This window comes from Bradyrhizobium neotropicale, from assembly GCF_001641695.1.
GTDB classification, from domain to species: domain Bacteria; phylum Pseudomonadota; class Alphaproteobacteria; order Rhizobiales; family Xanthobacteraceae; genus Bradyrhizobium; species Bradyrhizobium neotropicale.
In genome coordinates, this window is record NZ_LSEF01000124.1 from 66,454 (window position 1) to 81,678 (window position 15,225).

The 15,225-nt window shown below is 63.3% G+C and carries 15 protein-coding genes and 1 pseudogene; 9 read left to right on the forward strand and 7 right to left on the reverse strand.

Annotated elements, in window-relative coordinates; all coding sequences use genetic code 11:
* Window positions 1-84 precede the first annotated feature (84 nt).
* A complete protein-coding gene (locus AXW67_RS39535) occupies window positions 85-1,521 on the forward strand; it encodes a lipopolysaccharide biosynthesis protein (protein WP_063682253.1) in 1,437 nt (478 codons plus the stop codon).
* Window positions 1,522-1,533: 12 nt separating this feature from the next.
* Here AXW67_RS39535 and AXW67_RS39540 read toward each other — a convergent pair whose 3' ends face one another.
* Window positions 1,534-2,238 (reverse strand): alpha/beta hydrolase, encoded by a 705-nt coding sequence (locus AXW67_RS39540; RefSeq protein ID WP_063682254.1) that lies wholly within the window; start codon window positions 2,236-2,238, stop codon window positions 1,534-1,536.
* Between the two features lie 92 nt (window positions 2,239-2,330).
* A pseudogene (locus tag AXW67_RS44925) lies at window positions 2,331-2,408 on the reverse strand (VOC family protein); the annotation flags it as partial.
* Window positions 2,409-2,496: 88 nt separating this feature from the next.
* Between AXW67_RS44925 and AXW67_RS39545 the strand changes: the two are divergent.
* Together AXW67_RS39545 and AXW67_RS39550 are read left to right on the forward strand one after the other, a co-directional pair.
* The gene (locus tag AXW67_RS39545; RefSeq protein WP_063682255.1) at window positions 2,497-3,081 is read left to right on the forward strand and encodes a HutD/Ves family protein; all 585 of its coding nucleotides are present in this window, start codon (window positions 2,497-2,499) and stop codon (window positions 3,079-3,081) included.
* 89 nt (window positions 3,082-3,170) lie between these two features.
* A complete protein-coding gene (locus AXW67_RS39550; protein WP_063682256.1) occupies window positions 3,171-4,370 on the forward strand; it encodes an adenylate/guanylate cyclase domain-containing protein in 1,200 nt (399 codons plus the stop codon).
* Between the two features lie 63 nt (window positions 4,371-4,433).
* Here AXW67_RS39550 and AXW67_RS42955 read toward each other — a convergent pair whose 3' ends face one another.
* The 3 genes from AXW67_RS42955 to AXW67_RS39555 form a co-directional block, all read right to left on the reverse strand.
* Window positions 4,434-4,607: a hypothetical protein gene (locus tag AXW67_RS42955; protein ID WP_156918031.1), complete on the reverse strand. Its 174-nt coding sequence runs from the start codon at window positions 4,605-4,607 to the stop codon at window positions 4,434-4,436.
* Between the two features lie 214 nt (window positions 4,608-4,821).
* Window positions 4,822-5,079, reverse strand: a complete 258-nt coding sequence (locus AXW67_RS42560; RefSeq protein WP_145928171.1) for a hypothetical protein — start codon at window positions 5,077-5,079, stop codon at window positions 4,822-4,824.
* 37 nt (window positions 5,080-5,116) lie between these two features.
* On the reverse strand, window positions 5,117-5,383 hold the full coding sequence (locus tag AXW67_RS39555) for a hypothetical protein (RefSeq protein ID WP_245315885.1): 267 nt from the start codon (window positions 5,381-5,383) through the stop codon (window positions 5,117-5,119).
* A 620-nt stretch (window positions 5,384-6,003) separates the two neighbouring features.
* Here AXW67_RS39555 and AXW67_RS39560 point away from each other — a divergent pair.
* Entirely contained in the window at window positions 6,004-6,804 is an 801-nt protein-coding gene (locus tag AXW67_RS39560; protein ID WP_035685020.1) for a methyltransferase domain-containing protein, read from the forward strand.
* A gap of 617 nt (window positions 6,805-7,421) precedes the next feature.
* Here the strand turns inward: AXW67_RS39560 and AXW67_RS39565 are convergent.
* Window positions 7,422-8,318 carry a LysR substrate-binding domain-containing protein gene (locus AXW67_RS39565; RefSeq protein WP_063682258.1) on the reverse strand — a complete coding sequence of 299 codons (897 nt, stop codon included), beginning with the start codon at window positions 8,316-8,318 and terminating at the stop codon, window positions 7,422-7,424.
* A gap of 110 nt (window positions 8,319-8,428) precedes the next feature.
* Between AXW67_RS39565 and AXW67_RS39570 the strand changes: the two genes are divergently transcribed.
* The 5 genes from AXW67_RS39570 to AXW67_RS39590 all read left to right on the forward strand — a co-directional run bounded on the left by AXW67_RS39570 (window position 8,429) and on the right by AXW67_RS39590 (window position 14,162).
* A complete protein-coding gene (locus tag AXW67_RS39570; protein ID WP_063682259.1) occupies window positions 8,429-9,178 on the forward strand; it encodes an SDR family NAD(P)-dependent oxidoreductase in 750 nt (249 codons plus the stop codon).
* A 21-nt stretch (window positions 9,179-9,199) separates the two neighbouring features.
* Entirely contained in the window at window positions 9,200-10,051 is an 852-nt protein-coding gene (locus tag AXW67_RS39575) for a transketolase (RefSeq protein ID WP_063682260.1), read from the forward strand.
* The gene (locus AXW67_RS39580; RefSeq protein WP_063682261.1) at window positions 10,048-11,058 is read left to right on the forward strand and encodes a transketolase family protein; all 1,011 of its coding nucleotides are present in this window, start codon (window positions 10,048-10,050) and stop codon (window positions 11,056-11,058) included. Before AXW67_RS39575 ends, AXW67_RS39580 begins: the two co-directional genes overlap by 4 nt.
* Before the next feature lie 189 nt (window positions 11,059-11,247).
* Window positions 11,248-12,273 carry a TRAP transporter substrate-binding protein gene (locus AXW67_RS39585; protein WP_063682277.1) on the forward strand — a complete coding sequence of 342 codons (1,026 nt, stop codon included), beginning with the start codon at window positions 11,248-11,250 and terminating at the stop codon, window positions 12,271-12,273.
* Between the two features lie 5 nt (window positions 12,274-12,278).
* A complete protein-coding gene (locus AXW67_RS39590; RefSeq protein WP_430648754.1) occupies window positions 12,279-14,162 on the forward strand; it encodes a TRAP transporter large permease in 1,884 nt (627 codons plus the stop codon).
* Between the two features lie 53 nt (window positions 14,163-14,215).
* On the opposite strand, the gene AXW67_RS39595 is transcribed toward AXW67_RS39590, so the two are convergent.
* Window positions 14,216-15,214 carry an SIS domain-containing protein gene (locus AXW67_RS39595; RefSeq protein WP_063682262.1) on the reverse strand — a complete coding sequence of 333 codons (999 nt, stop codon included), beginning with the start codon at window positions 15,212-15,214 and terminating at the stop codon, window positions 14,216-14,218.
* Window positions 15,215-15,225 lie beyond the last annotated feature (11 nt).

Here is a 15,225-nt window from a genome sequence, read left to right on the forward strand (position 1 = left end):
CCGATGCTGCGGCGCAGTCCGATCGCCACGCCAACTGTTTAACGATCCGTTCATCCGCAAGGCCGCCAACGGTCCCGTGCTCGCATGCTGAACCGCCATTTCTCGATCTACCTCGCAGCCTATGTGCTGCCGGCCGCGGTCGGCTTCTTCGCGATCACCGCGTACACGCGGCTTCTGAGCCTGGCCGAGTACGGCGTCTACGTCGTCGGCATGAGCATCGCCAGCATTCTGGGCGCGGTCTTCTTCGCCTGGATCAAATTGTCGGTGTCCCGTTATCAGGCAATGTCGGCCGAGGCGGATTTCCGCGGCACGGCGATGGTCGGCTTTGCGCTGACGGTTGCCGTGCTCTGCGCCACGGCGCCGCTGGTCCTCCTGTTCCGCAGCGACGTCAGCGTCGAGCTGCTGCTTGCCTGCATGTTCGTTGCGATCATGGCGAATGCGGTCGACGTCGGCCAGGAATTCGAACGTGCCAAATTGCGTCCCTACCGGTTCGCTGCGATCGCGATCGTGCGCAGCATCTCGAGCGTCGGCTTTGGCCTCTTGGGGATCTGGCTCGGCTGGGGCGGCATGGGCCTGCTCGCCGCGTTCGGCCTGGGCTCGCTGACCGGCATCATCCTCAATCTGGTGGGCGATCGGTCCAGGGTCGCGCGTTTTCAGCGCTCTCAGTTCATGCAACTGGCGCGCTATGGCCTGCCGCTCACGCTCGCCGGCCTTTCGGTTGCGCTCTATTCGACCTGCGACAGGCTCATCGTCGCCTACCTGCTCGGCAAGGATGCCGCCGGCATCTTCGGCGTCGCCGCCGATCTGCCGCGTCAGTTCATGGTGATGATCGCATCCAGCGTCGCCGCGGCCACCGTGCCGCTGGTGTTCCGGTCACTGTCGGAGAAGAGCGATGCGGCCACCCGCGAGCGCCTGACCGAAAGCCTCGAGCTCCTGCTCGTCGTGGTCGCCCCCGTCGCCGTGTGGCTTGCGCTCGCGGCGGATCAGGTCGCAGGCACGCTCGTCGGTGTCGATTTCCGCGCCGGCGTGTCCGCATTGCTGCCGATGCTGGTGCTCGCACGCTTCTTCGGCATCGCCAACCAGTTCTACGTGCAGATCAGCTTCCAGCTCGCCGAGCGGCCCTTCATGCTGGCGGCGCAGTCCTTCCTCACGCTGGTGGTGAGCGTGCTGCTGATGTTCGCGCTGGTCGCGGGCTACGGTCTCTACGGGGCCGCACTCGCGACCCTTGCGACCGAGGCGATCGGCTTCCTCGTCGCGGTCGTCCTGATGCACCGCGCCTTTCCCGTGCCGTTCGACGTCAACCGGCTCGCCGGCATCGCCGTATCAGTGGCAGCGATGGCCGCCGCGATCCTGCTCGCACGCTCGCAAGTCGCCGGCACCGGCCTCCTGTCGCTCATCATCGTGAGCCTCGCGGGCGGCATCGCCTATGCCGGAACGGCGTGGCTCCTCAACGTCGCCAATTTGCGGACGCTGTCGCTGCGCTTTCTGCGGACCTTCAACCGGAAGGCGCTGGGCGTCTGATCGCGGAGGCGCCTAGGCAAGATCCGCGAGTATCCCCGCCAGCTCTTCGGGCCGGTTGTTGGCAACCATGTGATTGGTCGCGATCTCGTGGTAGCGCCAGGCGAGTGAGTCCTTGGCGTGCCGGGCAGCCCGCCAGAACGCGTCGTTGCCGATGTCGTTTTCGGGAGCCCGCGTTGCCTTGATGTAGGTCCTAGTGAATGGAAAGGACTCCAGCGGCTGTGACAGGAAAACGGGCTCCGTGAAGCAGCCCTGCGGATGGGTGGTCCGCCGTGCGGCCATCCACTCTCCTTCCGCAGGGTTGTCATAGTCACGCGCGGGACCCGTCATGAGCCAATCCTGGCCAAGCTCGATCTTGGCGCGGGCCGGGCGCCCGAGATGCGACGAGACCGACTCGCCATTTTGAGGGACAAACGCGTCCAGATAGACAAGATGCGCAACGCGCTCGGCGATGTGCTCAAGCGCGCCGGTGACGACAAAGCCGCCATAGGAGAAGCCGAGCAGGACGATCCGGTCGAGGTCCTCGTACAGCACATGGTTGACGACGTCGCGAATGTGCGTGCCGAGGCCGACCTGCGGGCTGGACAGGTGGATGCGTTCACCAACCCCGGTCAGGCTCGGCGTGAACACGTCGTGCTGCTTGGCGCGGAGCAGCCGTCGCACATGCCGAAATCCGTGTGCGCCACCCCAGGCGCCGTGAACCAGGACAAACGTGGTCATCCCCTTAACTCCTGACAAGACGCTGCTCGGCGAGCAGAACGGGCGGATGCTAGGGTGCATTGACCGGGTACGCAATCCGGCAGCCGGTCCTGCGATTTTGCGCCGCCGACCTCGCGGATCGGCCGCGTGCCGTCCCAGCTCAATGCCGCCTGCCGGACGCGCTCGAAGAAACGTCGGCCGAATCGACTCGCAAAGTGCACTCATCGTGCGCATGATGCGCGGGTATATCCATTCAGATGCCCGAGTGGTCTTCAAGACATGAAAGTCACGCTGCTGAAACCTGAGAACTACACCCGCTCGCTGTGGAAAAACGGCGGCGGCATCTTCACCGATATCGCGGGTGCTTATCGCGCCGATGCGCCGGCGAAGGATTGGAGCAGCCTGCTCTGGCGGTTCGCCTCTACGCCGATCATGACGCCTGGCCCCTTCTCCTACATGCCTGGCGTCGACCGTTTACAGATGGTTGTTCGCGGGCGTGGGCTGGTGCTCAAGGCGCCGGAGCGGGAATTCGACGAGCGCAACCCGTTCACGACCGTCCGCTTCACTGGCGAACTCGAGATCGTGACCGAACTCGAGGCCGGTCCGGTCGAGGTCGTGAACCTGATGGCGCGGCGCAATGCTGCGGAGATCGAGCTGGTAGCGCTCAGAGAGTCCGGCGATCGGCGGCTGTCCGCCGGCACGCATCTCGTTTACGCAGCTTGCGGCGATTGTCACATTCGTCTCGATGGAGAGGACTTTGCCATCACCGATGGCAGCACGTTGAGGGTCGAGCTGAGCGAGGCCTCGGAGGTCGCGCTCGTTTCGGGGCTGGTGGTGCTCGGGTCGATTCAGGTCGCCGGCTAGGCCGCAATCGGCCAACGGACCAGGTTGACGTCGCCAAACGGGAACACGATATATCCGGTCAGATTGAGATCGCCGCCCAGAGGCAGGACATGGACGCGCCACGAGACACCGGTTCCGTCACCACGCAGTCCGACAACGACGTCGTGCAGTGGCTGACCAATGACACGCGCGATGAGCGCTTCATCGACAATATCTTCGCCGAGATGTGCATGCGGCTCCAGCGCGCAGGCATTCCAGTCAAGCGGGCAACGCTTCATGTTCTCATCCACCATCCGCAATGGCTCGGCGCCCGGATGATGTGGGCCGACGGGATGCGCGAGGCGGAGATCGCGCGCGTCGACTACGATGTCAGGGAGCGATCGGAATACATCGGCAGCTCCGCCAATGAGATCCAGGACGGTGCCGCCGAGGTCCGCGAGAATCTCGAGCAGGATCGCTCGCTCGGCCGCAAGCACGCCCTTTATGATGAAATGCGGGAAAAGGGCCTGACCGACTATGTGGCGTGGCCGCTCTACCATACGCTCGGCAAGCGGCACATCGTGACCTTTGCCACCGACCGTTCCGGTGGTTTCGACGATGCGCATATCGCTAGCCTGAAAGGACTGTTGCCGGTTCTGGCGCTCGTCAGCGAGATCCGCGTCAAGAACCGGCTGGCGCGGACGCTGCTGGAAACCTATGTCGGATCCCACGCCGGCGAGCTCATCCTTGCGGGTGCCACCAGGCGCGGCAGCGGGACGACAGTGCGCGCCGCGATCATGATCTGCGACTTGCGCGATTTCACCCGGATCTCGGACAGCTGGCCGCGCGATGACGTGATCGATCTCCTGAACGACTATTTCGATGCGATGTCGGAGCCGATTGCCCGGCATGGCGGCGAAATCCTGAAATTCATCGGCGACGGCATGCTCGCCATCTTCCCGCTCAGTCAACCGCAAGCTTGCGCAAATCTGCTGCACGCCGTGACCGAGGCACAACAGGCCATGTCCGCCCTGAACGTGAGGAACCGCGACATCGGCCGCGCGCCGATGAATTACGGCATCGGCGTCCACGTCGGCGACGTCATGTACGGAAATATCGGTTCGCGAACCCGGCTCGACTTCACCGTCATCGGTCCTGCCGTCAACATGGCCTCGCGTCTCGAGGCCCTCACCAAGCAGTTGGGCAAGACGGTGCTGCTGTCACGCGCATTCGCCGACCTCGTCGAGCACGATTTCGCGCTGGAGCACGTCGGCGAATATGAGGTGCGCGGCTTCAGTGAGCCGATCGAGCTGTTCGCATATAACGGTTGAAGCCGCGCTGCGCGGAGCTGGGCTCCGCGCAGGCTCGAGACGTCCTCTTGTTGAGGTGAGGCGTCAGTCGCAGACCCGCCTGCGAACAACAACGTCCTCGCCGAAGCGATTGGTGTGGTGGCTGATGATGGTCCGGCAGTCCGATCCGTAATCGCGATCGTAGTAATGATACCGGTCCGGGCCAGCGTAGACGCCTCCCGGTCCGACGCCGAATTCGATGGCATTGGCCGCCGTCATCGTGCCGGCCCTCCGATCCTGGAAAGCAGCAGCTTCAGGATCGGTGACTTGTTCGCCTTGCGATAGGCGAGCACTCTCCGGCCTGACCGCGATCTGCCGAAGGGCAAACGGCCAGCTGCAATTTTCACATGATCGAGGCGGACTTCGACGCGAATACGAATGCGATGGGAAGACGCGGCAAAGAGCAGCGTTCGCCGGCTCGCACGAAGGGCAGCTACGCGGACCGCGCCCTCTTGCGCGCCTTGCCGTCGGCCTTCGGAAAAGGTTCGGTAAGCCACATCAGGATCTTGGTCATGCCGAGCGCATCCGGAAGCTGGCCCCGCTTCATGATTCGCTGCAGGCTCGATGCCGTGGTGCCGATCTCGGCAGCCATGCTTCGAAGGGTCTGGCCACGCTTCTCCTGCAACGCCGCAAGCGCAAGACCAAGGCGGGATACGGCGGGAGCCGCTGTCGGGCGCGTTCGGTTGGTCATGGGATTCTGCTGGTTTCCGAAGAATGGTGCCGCGGTTTCAAATCTCGTCTGCTTCGCGGGCGCCGATCGGCGCCTTCGGGTTCCGCGGCTTTGAGCGGCTGCTGCTGACCAGGCCTCTGGCGGCGTCGAAGGCTTCGAGCAAGGGCGGGGTCACGGTTTCGACGACAGTCAGCGCGGCCGAAATGATGACGTGACGAAAGGAGAGCTTATCGTCCTCCTCATCGGGCGGACCGGCGCGCCGATGGATCGGTATAGGCAATAAGCCGCCCGGGCCGCGCGATGACGGCTTGCGCGCCGGGATCATGAGCACAACGAACAGGGCATTCAGCAACAGCCAGATGCCCAGGATTATCAGAAACGTCCGCATCAAAAGTCCGCAAAACTACGGGAGCCGTAGAACAAGTGGAGCTTGCAGTATGCTTTACGCGGCCGTCACAATTGTCCGTGCGGTCTTTTAACGCAAGTTAAAAAATCACTACTTCATTCGGAAAGCGCAAAATTCCGCCATCGGGGTCTGCCGACGCCCGCCGACCAGACCCAGCCTTCCTTCCGCGGCTGAGAAGCTTGACGCCAAGCCGCCGCGGCGTGCCCCACCCGGCGGTATCTGGTGCAGTGGTCCCGTTGGCCTCGACTTCCTCTGCGAGCTGCCATGCGCGTTGTCTCGCGGTGCTCCCGTCCGTGCAATCCAGATCGATCCGACTTTCGACACGCTCGTCAGGTTCGAGCAAATGGGCTCACTTCCGTCGACCTGTCCCCGCGCGGCTTACCGCCGACGCAGATATCCTTGAAGTTGTCGATGGTACGAAGGGGCGCCGGCGCCGGCGAATTGAGACGTCGGCGGCGTCCCAGCTGGAGCTGCCGCCCATTGATTTAGTCCCGCCTTCGAGTTCAATTTCTTCATACCCCTCGACGCTGGAGGCGAAGATGAGCGGGATGGAGTACACCAAGGAAAACGCGAAACGGCTCGAAAGAATCTATCTCACAGGGGATGTGAAGGCACAACGCGCGGAGACAATTCGGCGCCTCGATTTGTCTGCCGGTGAGCGTGTTCTGGATATCGGGTGTGGTCCGGGCTATCTGTGCGAAAGCATGGCGCAGATCGTTGGACGTGATGGTGCTGTCGTCGGCGTCGATGTTTCGACCGACCTGATAGCCGTCTGCAATCGGCGGAAAGCGTCCGACTGGATTTCATATTCCATCGGCGACGCGACCAGGTTGAGCGAGGCAGATGCATCGTTTGATGTCGTTGTCTGCACACAGGTTGCCGAATACGTGCCCGACGTCGATCGCGCCCTCATCGAGGCATTTCGTGTCCTGAAGCCAGGCGGCCGAGCGATTTTTGTCGCGACGGATTGGGACGCTGTGGTGTGGCATTCCGAAGACCCGGAACGCATGGCCTCGGTCATGAAATCGTGGGAAGCGCACTGTGCTCACCCGCGTCTCCCAAGATCCATGGCCTGCAGATTGGTCGACGCAGGATTTCACCTGGACGGCGCATCCGTTTTTCCGATTTTGAATCTGCAATATGATGATGAGAGCTACAGCAAGGGACTGGCCCAGGGCATTCAGAACTTCGTCGGACGCAGGAACGACGTTTCTGCCGATGATCTGAACGCCTGGCATGGCGAGTTCGCTCGCCTCAGCGAGGCAGGAAGATACTTCTTCAGCACTAACCGCTATATCTTCCGAGCGTCAAAACCTGCTGTGCATACCCAGTTGAAATGATGCTCTCGGCATGAAGGCGCGGACTGAGGATGCTCGTGTCCATCACTTCGCGAGTCGCTAAGCGCGCCAGATCGGCCAATAAAAAAGCGCTGCCGGGCTCGAAATACACGTCCCCGCAGCGCTCTATTCTCTAACTGGACGCTGAAATCCCAGTTGGTTCTTAGTATGCAATGGTCATGCCACAGCTTTGTGACAGAGTCTCGCGCCAGCCGAACGCATCACCCCCAATTCCGTTGATTGAGGGAAGGCCCCACCGGGGCTGGCTTGGCGGGGCCCTCCACCCAAGCACAAGGCCGCAAACAATCGCTCGTGCGGCCCCGTCCCAAGGTGGCACTCTGCGCCTGATTGCCCGAGCTTGTCCGGGCGCTCGTCACGATAAAATCCTGACGGAGATCAGACTAAGGACGATTCGACGATTCAAGATTGCGATGGCGGGAGCATGCACCTCGAAAAATTCATCGGATCGCCATTTTTCCCCGAACTGTCCGCAAGTGAACATTCGAACCTTTCGACGTCGGAAAACTTCTAGCCAATATCGGGTTGCGACGCCCCGGGGCAGCGGCTCCCAAGGGCTTGGCGTACAGCCATCATGAGAGGGCCAGAACCCGACCCGCATTTCAGTGCGAGGAACGTACGTCTCGGTCTTCGAGCTGAGACACGATCCAGTCTGCGAAAGCGCGAACAGCGGATCGTTGTCGGCTGGCGCGCGGATAGACGAGGCGGTGACCGATATAGTGCATGTCGGTTGCGTGTCCTGCCAGGGGAGCAACCAGCCGTCGGGAGGCCAATTCGCGTTCTGCCAGGAGGGTCGATTCCAGCGCCACACCCAATCCCTCCGCAGCCGTTGCGATTGCCAGAAAGCTCCGGTCGAATCTCATGCCGTGAAGCGCGGGCGCTTCGAGCCCATTGGCCGCGAACCATTGATGCCACTGGATCTGCTTCATGTCCGAACGAATGAGCGTCCGATGGAGGAGATCGGCCGGCTTCCTGATCGATTTCGCGAGCGCGGGGGAGCAGAGGGGAGTGACCGTCTCTTCCTTGAGGGGAATGACCTCGACGCCCTCGGCGCGCGGCTGGCCGTAGACAATGTCGACATCGAAGTCGTCATTGCTGAAGCGTGCATAGTCCGTGCTTGCGGCCAACCGAACTTCCAGCTTTGGATAGGATTTGAGGAACTGTGCAAGCCGCGGGGCCAGCCATTGTGCCGCAAAGCTGGGCGCTGAATGGACGCGCACCAATTGCGGTCCGCGCGCGGCGACCTCCTCGAGACCGCGGCGAAGCTGATCGAAGGCCGCTCCCGCGTGACGCATCAGGTTCTCGCCCGCCGGCGTGAGCCGCACGGCCCGTGCGCTGCGCTCGAACAGGACAGTCCCGATCGTCGTCTCGAGCTTGCGGATCGCGTGACTGACCGCGCTCGGCGTCAAGTGAAGCTCATTCGCTGCATCGCGAAACGATCCGGTGCGAGCCGCGGCTTCGAAGGCTCGAATTGCCGATATCGGGACGTTCGATAGCATCTCATAAGTGAACCAGATTCACCGATCCGTGACAACTACGCGTTTGTCTGTGGTGCATCCACGCGCCATTCCTGGCCCGGCAAGAAAGAACAAATGAGCGGGAGGAGTTGATGCTGCTCAGCGGCAAAACGGCGATCATTTCGGGCGCGGCCTCGCAGCGAGGCATCGGGCTTGCCACGGCGCGGCGGTTCGCGGCCGAAGGCGCGCGGGTCGCCATTGTCGACATCGATGCGGGTGCCGCGGCTGACGCCGCAGCGACGCTTGGAAAGTCCCACATTGGTCTCGGCTGCAACGTCGCCGACAAATCCTCCTGCGAGAAGGCAGTCGCAAATGTGGTCGAAGCCTTCGGGGCCATCGATATCCTGATCAACAATGCCGGTATCACCCAGCCGGTCAAATTTCTGGAGATCTCGCCGGCTGACTGGGATCGCATCCAGGATGTCAATCTGAAGGGGGTCCTCTTCCTGTCGCAAGCTGTGATCCCGCAGATGCGCGCGCGGAAGTCCGGCTCGATCGCCTGCATGTCCTCGGTTTCGGCGCAGCGCGGCGGCGGGATTTTTGGCGGTCCGCATTACTCGGCGGCGAAGGCCGGCGTCCTTGGCCTTGCCAAGGCCATGGCGCGCGAGTTCGGCCCGGACGGCATCCGCGTCAATTGCGTCACGCCGGGGCTGATCGGCACCGACATCACCGCCGGCAAGCTGACCGAGGAGATGAAGGCGAAGATCCTCGAAGGCATTCCGCTCAATCGTCTCGGCTCGGCCGACGACGTCGCCGGCATCTATACCTTCCTGGCGTCGGACCTCTCCGCCTACGTGACCGGTGCGGTCATCGACGTCAACGGCGGCATGCTCATCCACTGAGCGCAGACGAGGTCCAGACCAATGGAAACGGCGACGAAGACGCTCACGAACACGCCCGCGCTTGCGGACCGTGCCTACAACATCCGCCGCAATGCCCTACGCATGGGTGAGGTTCAGGGACAAGGCTATATTGCGCAGGCGCTCGACATCTCCGACGTTCTCGCAGTCGCCTATTTCCATGCGATGCGTTACCGCCCGGAAGATCCTTCCTGGGAAGGGCGAGACCGCTTCCTGCTCTCCAACGGGCACTACGCGATCGCGCTCTACGCGGCTCTGATCGAGGCGGGGATCGTCCCCGAAGAGGAGCTCGAGACCTACGGCAGCGACGACAGCCGTCTGCCGATGTCGGGCATGGCCTCCTACACGCCCGGAATGGAGATGTCGGGCGGCTCGCTCGGATTAGGGCTCAGCATCGCGGTCGGCATGGGGCTCGGCCTCAAGCGCAAGAAATCCGAGTCGCGGGTGTACACGTTGTTCTCCGACGGTGAGCTCGATGAGGGGTCCGTCTGGGAAGCGATCCAGTCGGCAGGTCACTACAAGCTGGACAATCTGATCGCCATCGTCGACGTCAACAATCAGCAAGCGGACGGTCCTTCGACGCAGGTGATGGGGTTCGAACCGCTGGTCGACAAGCTCCGGGCCTTCGGCTGGTTCGTGCAGCGCGTCGACGGCAACGATCTCGATGCCGTGATTGCAGCGTTCGATGCGGCCAAATCGCATCCCGAGCCCAAGCCGCGGATGATCGTTGCGGACACGCTGATGGGCAAGGGCGTTCCGTTCCTGGAGCAGCGCGAGAAGAACCACTTCATCCGCGTCGAGCAGCACGAGTGGCAGCTCGCGCTTGCCGCGCTCGAGGCCGGGAGGCAGCCATGAAGACCGTCAGACCAGCACCGCAACCGGGAAAGCCGCGCCTCACCACCTCGGCGATGATCGCCTCGATCGCGGCCGAGGGGCAGAAGACGAGACCTGCGCCGTTTGGGCACGCGCTCGTCGAGCTCGCGCGTAGCCGCCCCGACGTGATCGGCATGACGGCCGATCTCGGTAAATACACCGATCTGCACATCTTCGGAAAGGAATTCCCGGACCGCTTTTATCAGATGGGCATGGCCGAGCAATTGCTGTTCGGTGCCGCCTCGGGCCTTGCTGCCGAAGGCTTCATGCCCTTTGCGACCACCTACGCGGTATTTGCATCGCGGCGTGCCTATGACTTCATTCACCAGACGATCGCGGAGGAAGACCGCAACGTGAAGATCGTCTGCGCGCTGCCGGGCCTGACCTCGGGCTACGGCCCGAGCCACCAGGCCGCCGAGGACCTCGCGCTGTTTCGCGCCATGCCGAACATGACGGTCATCGATCCCTGCGACGCCCATGAGATCGAGCAGATGGTGCCCGCAATCGCGGCACATCGCGGGCCGGTCTACGCCCGCCTGCTGCGGGGACAGGTGCCGGTCGTGCTCGACGAATATGACTACAAGTTCGAGCTCGGCAAGGCCAAGCTGATCCGCGACGGACGAGACGTTCTGATCATCTCGTCTGGCCTCATGACCATGCGTGCGCTCGAGGCGGCGCAGGCCTTGAAGGACGACCGCGTCGATACCGCGGTGCTGCATGTTCCGACCATCAAGCCGCTCGATACCGAGGCGATCTTGCGTGAGGCCGGCAAGTCCGGCCGTCTCGTCGTCGTCGCCGAGAACCACACCGTGATAGGTGGCCTCGGCGAAGCGGTCGCCGCACTCCTGATGCGTTCGGGCATTCATCCGGCTTTCCGCCAGATCGCGTTGCCGGACGAATTTCTCGACGCCGGCGCGCTTCCGACGCTGCACGACCGTTACGGCATTTCGACCGCAGAAGTCTCACGACAGATCCGGCAGTGGCTGTAGCGCATCAACGCTGCCGGCGACGCCACGAAATTCAAGGCAAGCGGCCACGTCGCTCGCGTGCTTGCGATGCGAACGAGGGCCGCTGCCCAAACTCCGGCGGTCGAGAGCCGGCAAAGAGAATCCCGAAGCTGCGCGGTCGGCAACGATGCGGCGCGAGCGGGAAGGCTATTGCAGAACAAGGAGGAAACCATGACTGCGTCGAAGCACGGAAACATCAGCCGCCGCTCCGTACTGCTGGCGGCCAGCGCCGTACCTCTCTGCGGAATTCTCACGCGCCCGGCATCTGCGGCCGAATTCGTCTACAAGTTCGCGACCGGGCAGGATCCGACGCATCCCGTGAACATCCGGGCGCAGGAGGCGATCGAACGCATCCGCGAAGCCACCAGCGGCCGGCTGGAGATCAGGCTGTTTCCGGCCAACCAGCTCGGCTCCGACACCGAGCTCCTGACCCAGGTGCGCAGCGGCGGCGTCGAGTTCTTCAATCAGTCGTCGTCGATCCTTGCCACGCTGGTGCCGAGCGCGGGCATCGTGAATACCGGCTTCGCATTCGCCGACTACGACAGCGTATGGAAGGCAATGGACGGTGATCTCGGCACTTATATCCGGGCGCAGATCGCCAAGACGCCGATCATGGCCGTGTCGAAGGCCTGGGACAATGGCTTCCGTCAGGTGACCTCCTCTGGGCGTGAGGTGCGAACGCCGGATGACCTGAAGAACTTCCAGATCCGCGTTCCGCCCGCGCCGCTGCTGACTTCGCTCTTCAAGGCGCTCGGGGCCGGCCCAACGCCGATCAATTTCAACGAGGTCTATTCGGCGTTGCAGACGAAGGTGGTCGACGGCCAGGAGAATCCTCTGCCGATCATCGCAACCGCGCGCCTCTATGAGGTGCAGAGCCTGTGCAGCCTGACCGGTCACGTCTGGGACGGCTACTGGATCCTCGCCAACAAGCGCGCCTTCGAACGCCTGCCCAAGGACGTGCAGGAGATCGTGACGCGTGAGCTCGACCGCTCCGCGGTCGATCAGCGCGCCGACATCGCCAAGCTCAGCCAGTCATTGCGCGCCGATCTGTCGGCCAAAGGGCTCAAGTTCATCGATGTCGATCGCACCGCCTTCCGTCAGGCATTGTCGAAGACGAGCTTCTACTCCGACTGGAAGGCGAAGTTTGGCGAGGAGGCATGGTCCCAGCTCGAGAAAGCCGCGGGCCAGCTCTCATGACCAGCATGGGCCACACGCCGCAGATCGGTGCCGGGGTGGCGGCCGGCGTGTCTCGAATGGGCTCGCGCGGCTGGGCGGTGAAGGCCAATGCGCTGCTGGGCCACATCGTCGCGGTCCCAGCGGCGTTGTTGGTGCTGGCGGAGATCGCGGTGCTGTCCGCAGGCATCGTGGGCAGATACGTATTTCGCTCGCCGATCGTCTGGTCCGACGAACTTGCCGGCATTCTCTTCCTCTGGCTCGCCATGTTCGGATCCGTCATCGCGTTCCAGCGCGGCGAGCACATGCGGATGACGGCGATCGTCGGCGTGCTCGGCGCGGACGTTCGTGCATTCCTGGACGTCATCGCCGCCGCGGCGTCGCTGGCATTTCTCATGCTCATCGTCTGGCCGGCCTATGAGTTTGCGGCCGATGAAGCCTTCGTCACCACGCCGGCGCTCGAGATCGCCAATAGCTGGCGCGCAGCAGCGCTGCCGGTCGGCATCGCCTTGATGCTGATCGCGGCGATCCTGCGGCTGCTTCGAATTGCGCCTCTGCGCAGTCTGGTGACCTCGCTGGCGCTCGTTGCGGGCATCATTGCCCTGTTCGTGCTATTGGCGCCGGTGCTGAAACCGCTCGGCAATGTGAACCTTCTGATCTTCTTTGTCTTCGTCGTCGGCGCCATGGTCTTTGCAGCCGTGCCGATCGCGTTCGCGTTCGGCCTTGCCACCGTCGGCTATCTCGCGCTGACGACGAATACGCCCGATGTCGTGATCATCGGTCGGATGGACGAGGGGATGAGCCATCTCATCCTGCTCGCCGTGCCTCTCTTCGTCTTCCTTGGGCTTCTGATCGAGATGACGGGGATGGCGCGCGCCATGGTCGGCTTCCTGGCGAGCCTGTTGGGTCACGTTCGCGGCGGCCTGCACTATGTGCTGGTCGGAGCGATGTACCTGGTCTCCGGCATCTCCGGCTCCAAGGCTGCCGACATGGCGGCCGTGGCTCCGGTGTTGTTTCCCGAGATGCGGCAGCGCGGGGCGAAGCCGGGCGATCTCGTTGCACTCCTGGCCGCAACGGGCGCGCAAACCGAGACTATACCGCCCTCGCTGGTTCTGATCACGATCGGCTCGGTGACGGGTGTTTCGATCTCGGCGCTGTTCACCGGCGGCTTGCTTCCGGGATTCGTGCTCGCGGTCATGCTTGGAGCGGTTGTCTGGTGGCGGTATCGCCGCGAAGACCTGTCCCACGTCAAACGGGCGAGTGGGCGAGAGATCGGGCGCGCCTTCGTCATTGCGATTCCTGCCATCGCCCTGCCGTTCGTGATCCGGACCGCAGTGGTCGAGGGCGTTGCGACGGCAACCGAAGTTTCGACCATCGGCATCTTGTATTCGGTTTTCGCAGGCCTGTTGATCTATCGGAAATTCGCCTGGCGACGAATCTATCCGATGTTGATCGAGACGGCGTCGCTGTCCGGAGCGATCCTGCTCATCATCGGTGCGGCCACGGGCATGGCCTGGGCGTTGACCCAGTCAGGCTTCTCCGGCTCTCTGGCAAAGTTCATGACTGGCCTTCCCGGCGGCGCGCCTGTGTTCCTCGGCGTCACGATCATGGCCTTCGTCATTCTGGGAAGCGTGCTGGAGGGAATCCCGGCGATCGTTCTGTTCGGCCCGCTGCTGTTTCCGATTGCCCGACAGGTCGGGGTGCATGATGTCCATTACGCGATGGTGGTCGTTCTCGCGATGGGCATCGGCCTGTTCGCGCCTCCGTTCGGCGTCGGCTACTACGCGGCATGCGCCATCAGCCGCATCAACCCGGACGAAGGCATGAAGCCGATCGTGGGATACATGATCGCACTGCTGATCGGGACACTTGTCGTCGCGGCCGTGCCCTGGATATCGGTGGGGTTTCTTTAAGCCCAGGCCCGCTCGTCTGGGCCGTCGGTCGCCAGCCGGCGATTGGTAAGCTGTCAAAACGTCTCGGTAATCTTGCTCAGGCGAGGGGGGCGATCCGGGTCAAATCCGCAGGCGCGCGCCGTCTGCTCGATCATCCGATAGGCTGGAACGAGCATGGTGATCGGGTCGGTGGCGGGGTCATCCTCGGTGAGCCAGGGCAGCGAGCCATGCGGTCCGCCGCAGAGATGCAGCGCGATCTCTTGCTCGCGCAACTCCTCTGCCAGCGCGTCCACCGTGGCCGCCGTTTCATCCATGAGGCGCATCATGACGACTGGCGTACGCGACGATAGCGCGGCGCGCGGCCCATGCTGCAGTTCGGCGGCGCTCATTCCAATGGAAGGCAGGCGCAGGATTTCCGAAAGTTTGAGCGCGATCTCCCGCGCCGAGCCGAGGCCGAGGCCTCGCGCCGCCACGAACACAGCAGATGCCTTGGCGAGATCATCGGCAATCGCAGACCAGTCGAGCGCCAGCGCGCGGTGCAGGCGCTCGGGCAACCTGTCGAGGGCCGACCGCAGCGCATGATCTGCCGCCAGCTCGGCAACAAGCACGGCACTCGCGGCCATCGAACCGATCACGGTCTTGGTCGCCGCTACGGAGTGCTCTTGGCCGGCTTCGATCGGAACGACGAACTCCGCTTCGTCAGCCACCGGCGATGACGTCGCGTTGACGATGGCGATGGTGCGGGCGCCCGCGGCGCGGGCCGACCTGGTCGCTGCGACAAGATCCGGGCTGCGCCCGGACTGCGAGATCACGATGAACAGCGCATCGCGCAGCATTAGGGGCGTGCGAAATGCCGTGATCACCGAGGGAGCGCTGGCTGAAACGGGAAGGCGAAGCCGCGTCTCGACAAGGTATCTCAAGAAAACTCCGGCATGCCCGGAGCTTCCGCGCCCGCATACGACGCACAGGGGGGCGGAGCCAATCCCAATTCGCTGTGCGATGTCGCGCGTGACGGGGCGGCTGCGAACGATGTTGGCGACAACATCCGCGCTTTCCCCGATTTCGCTCGCCATCGCGGATGTCG

Excerpts from the sequence above, each read along its gene's own strand:
- AXW67_RS39535 (WP_063682253.1), top strand. The coding sequence starts at position 85 with ATGCTGAACCGCCATTTCTCGATCTACCTCGCAGCCTATGTGCTGCCG.
- AXW67_RS39540 (WP_063682254.1), bottom strand. The coding sequence starts at position 2,238 with ATGACCACGTTTGTCCTGGTTCACGGCGCCTGGGGTGGCGCACACGGA.
- AXW67_RS39545 (WP_063682255.1), top strand. The coding sequence starts at position 2,497 with ATGAAAGTCACGCTGCTGAAACCTGAGAACTACACCCGCTCGCTGTGG.
- AXW67_RS39550 (WP_063682256.1), top strand. The coding sequence starts at position 3,171 with ATGGACGCGCCACGAGACACCGGTTCCGTCACCACGCAGTCCGACAAC.
- AXW67_RS42955 (WP_156918031.1), bottom strand. The coding sequence starts at position 4,607 with ATGACGGCGGCCAATGCCATCGAATTCGGCGTCGGACCGGGAGGCGTC.
- AXW67_RS42560 (WP_145928171.1), bottom strand. The coding sequence starts at position 5,079 with ATGACCAACCGAACGCGCCCGACAGCGGCTCCCGCCGTATCCCGCCTT.
- AXW67_RS39555 (WP_245315885.1), bottom strand. The coding sequence starts at position 5,383 with ATGATCCCGGCGCGCAAGCCGTCATCGCGCGGCCCGGGCGGCTTATTG.
- AXW67_RS39560 (WP_035685020.1), top strand. The coding sequence starts at position 6,004 with ATGAGCGGGATGGAGTACACCAAGGAAAACGCGAAACGGCTCGAAAGA.
- AXW67_RS39565 (WP_063682258.1), bottom strand. The coding sequence starts at position 8,318 with ATGCTATCGAACGTCCCGATATCGGCAATTCGAGCCTTCGAAGCCGCG.
- AXW67_RS39570 (WP_063682259.1), top strand. The coding sequence starts at position 8,429 with ATGCTGCTCAGCGGCAAAACGGCGATCATTTCGGGCGCGGCCTCGCAG.
- AXW67_RS39575 (WP_063682260.1), top strand. The coding sequence starts at position 9,200 with ATGGAAACGGCGACGAAGACGCTCACGAACACGCCCGCGCTTGCGGAC.
- AXW67_RS39580 (WP_063682261.1), top strand. The coding sequence starts at position 10,048 with ATGAAGACCGTCAGACCAGCACCGCAACCGGGAAAGCCGCGCCTCACC.
- AXW67_RS39585 (WP_063682277.1), top strand. The coding sequence starts at position 11,248 with ATGACTGCGTCGAAGCACGGAAACATCAGCCGCCGCTCCGTACTGCTG.
- AXW67_RS39590 (WP_430648754.1), top strand. The coding sequence starts at position 12,279 with ATGGGCCACACGCCGCAGATCGGTGCCGGGGTGGCGGCCGGCGTGTCT.
- AXW67_RS39595 (WP_063682262.1), bottom strand. The coding sequence starts at position 15,214 with ATGGCGAGCGAAATCGGGGAAAGCGCGGATGTTGTCGCCAACATCGTT.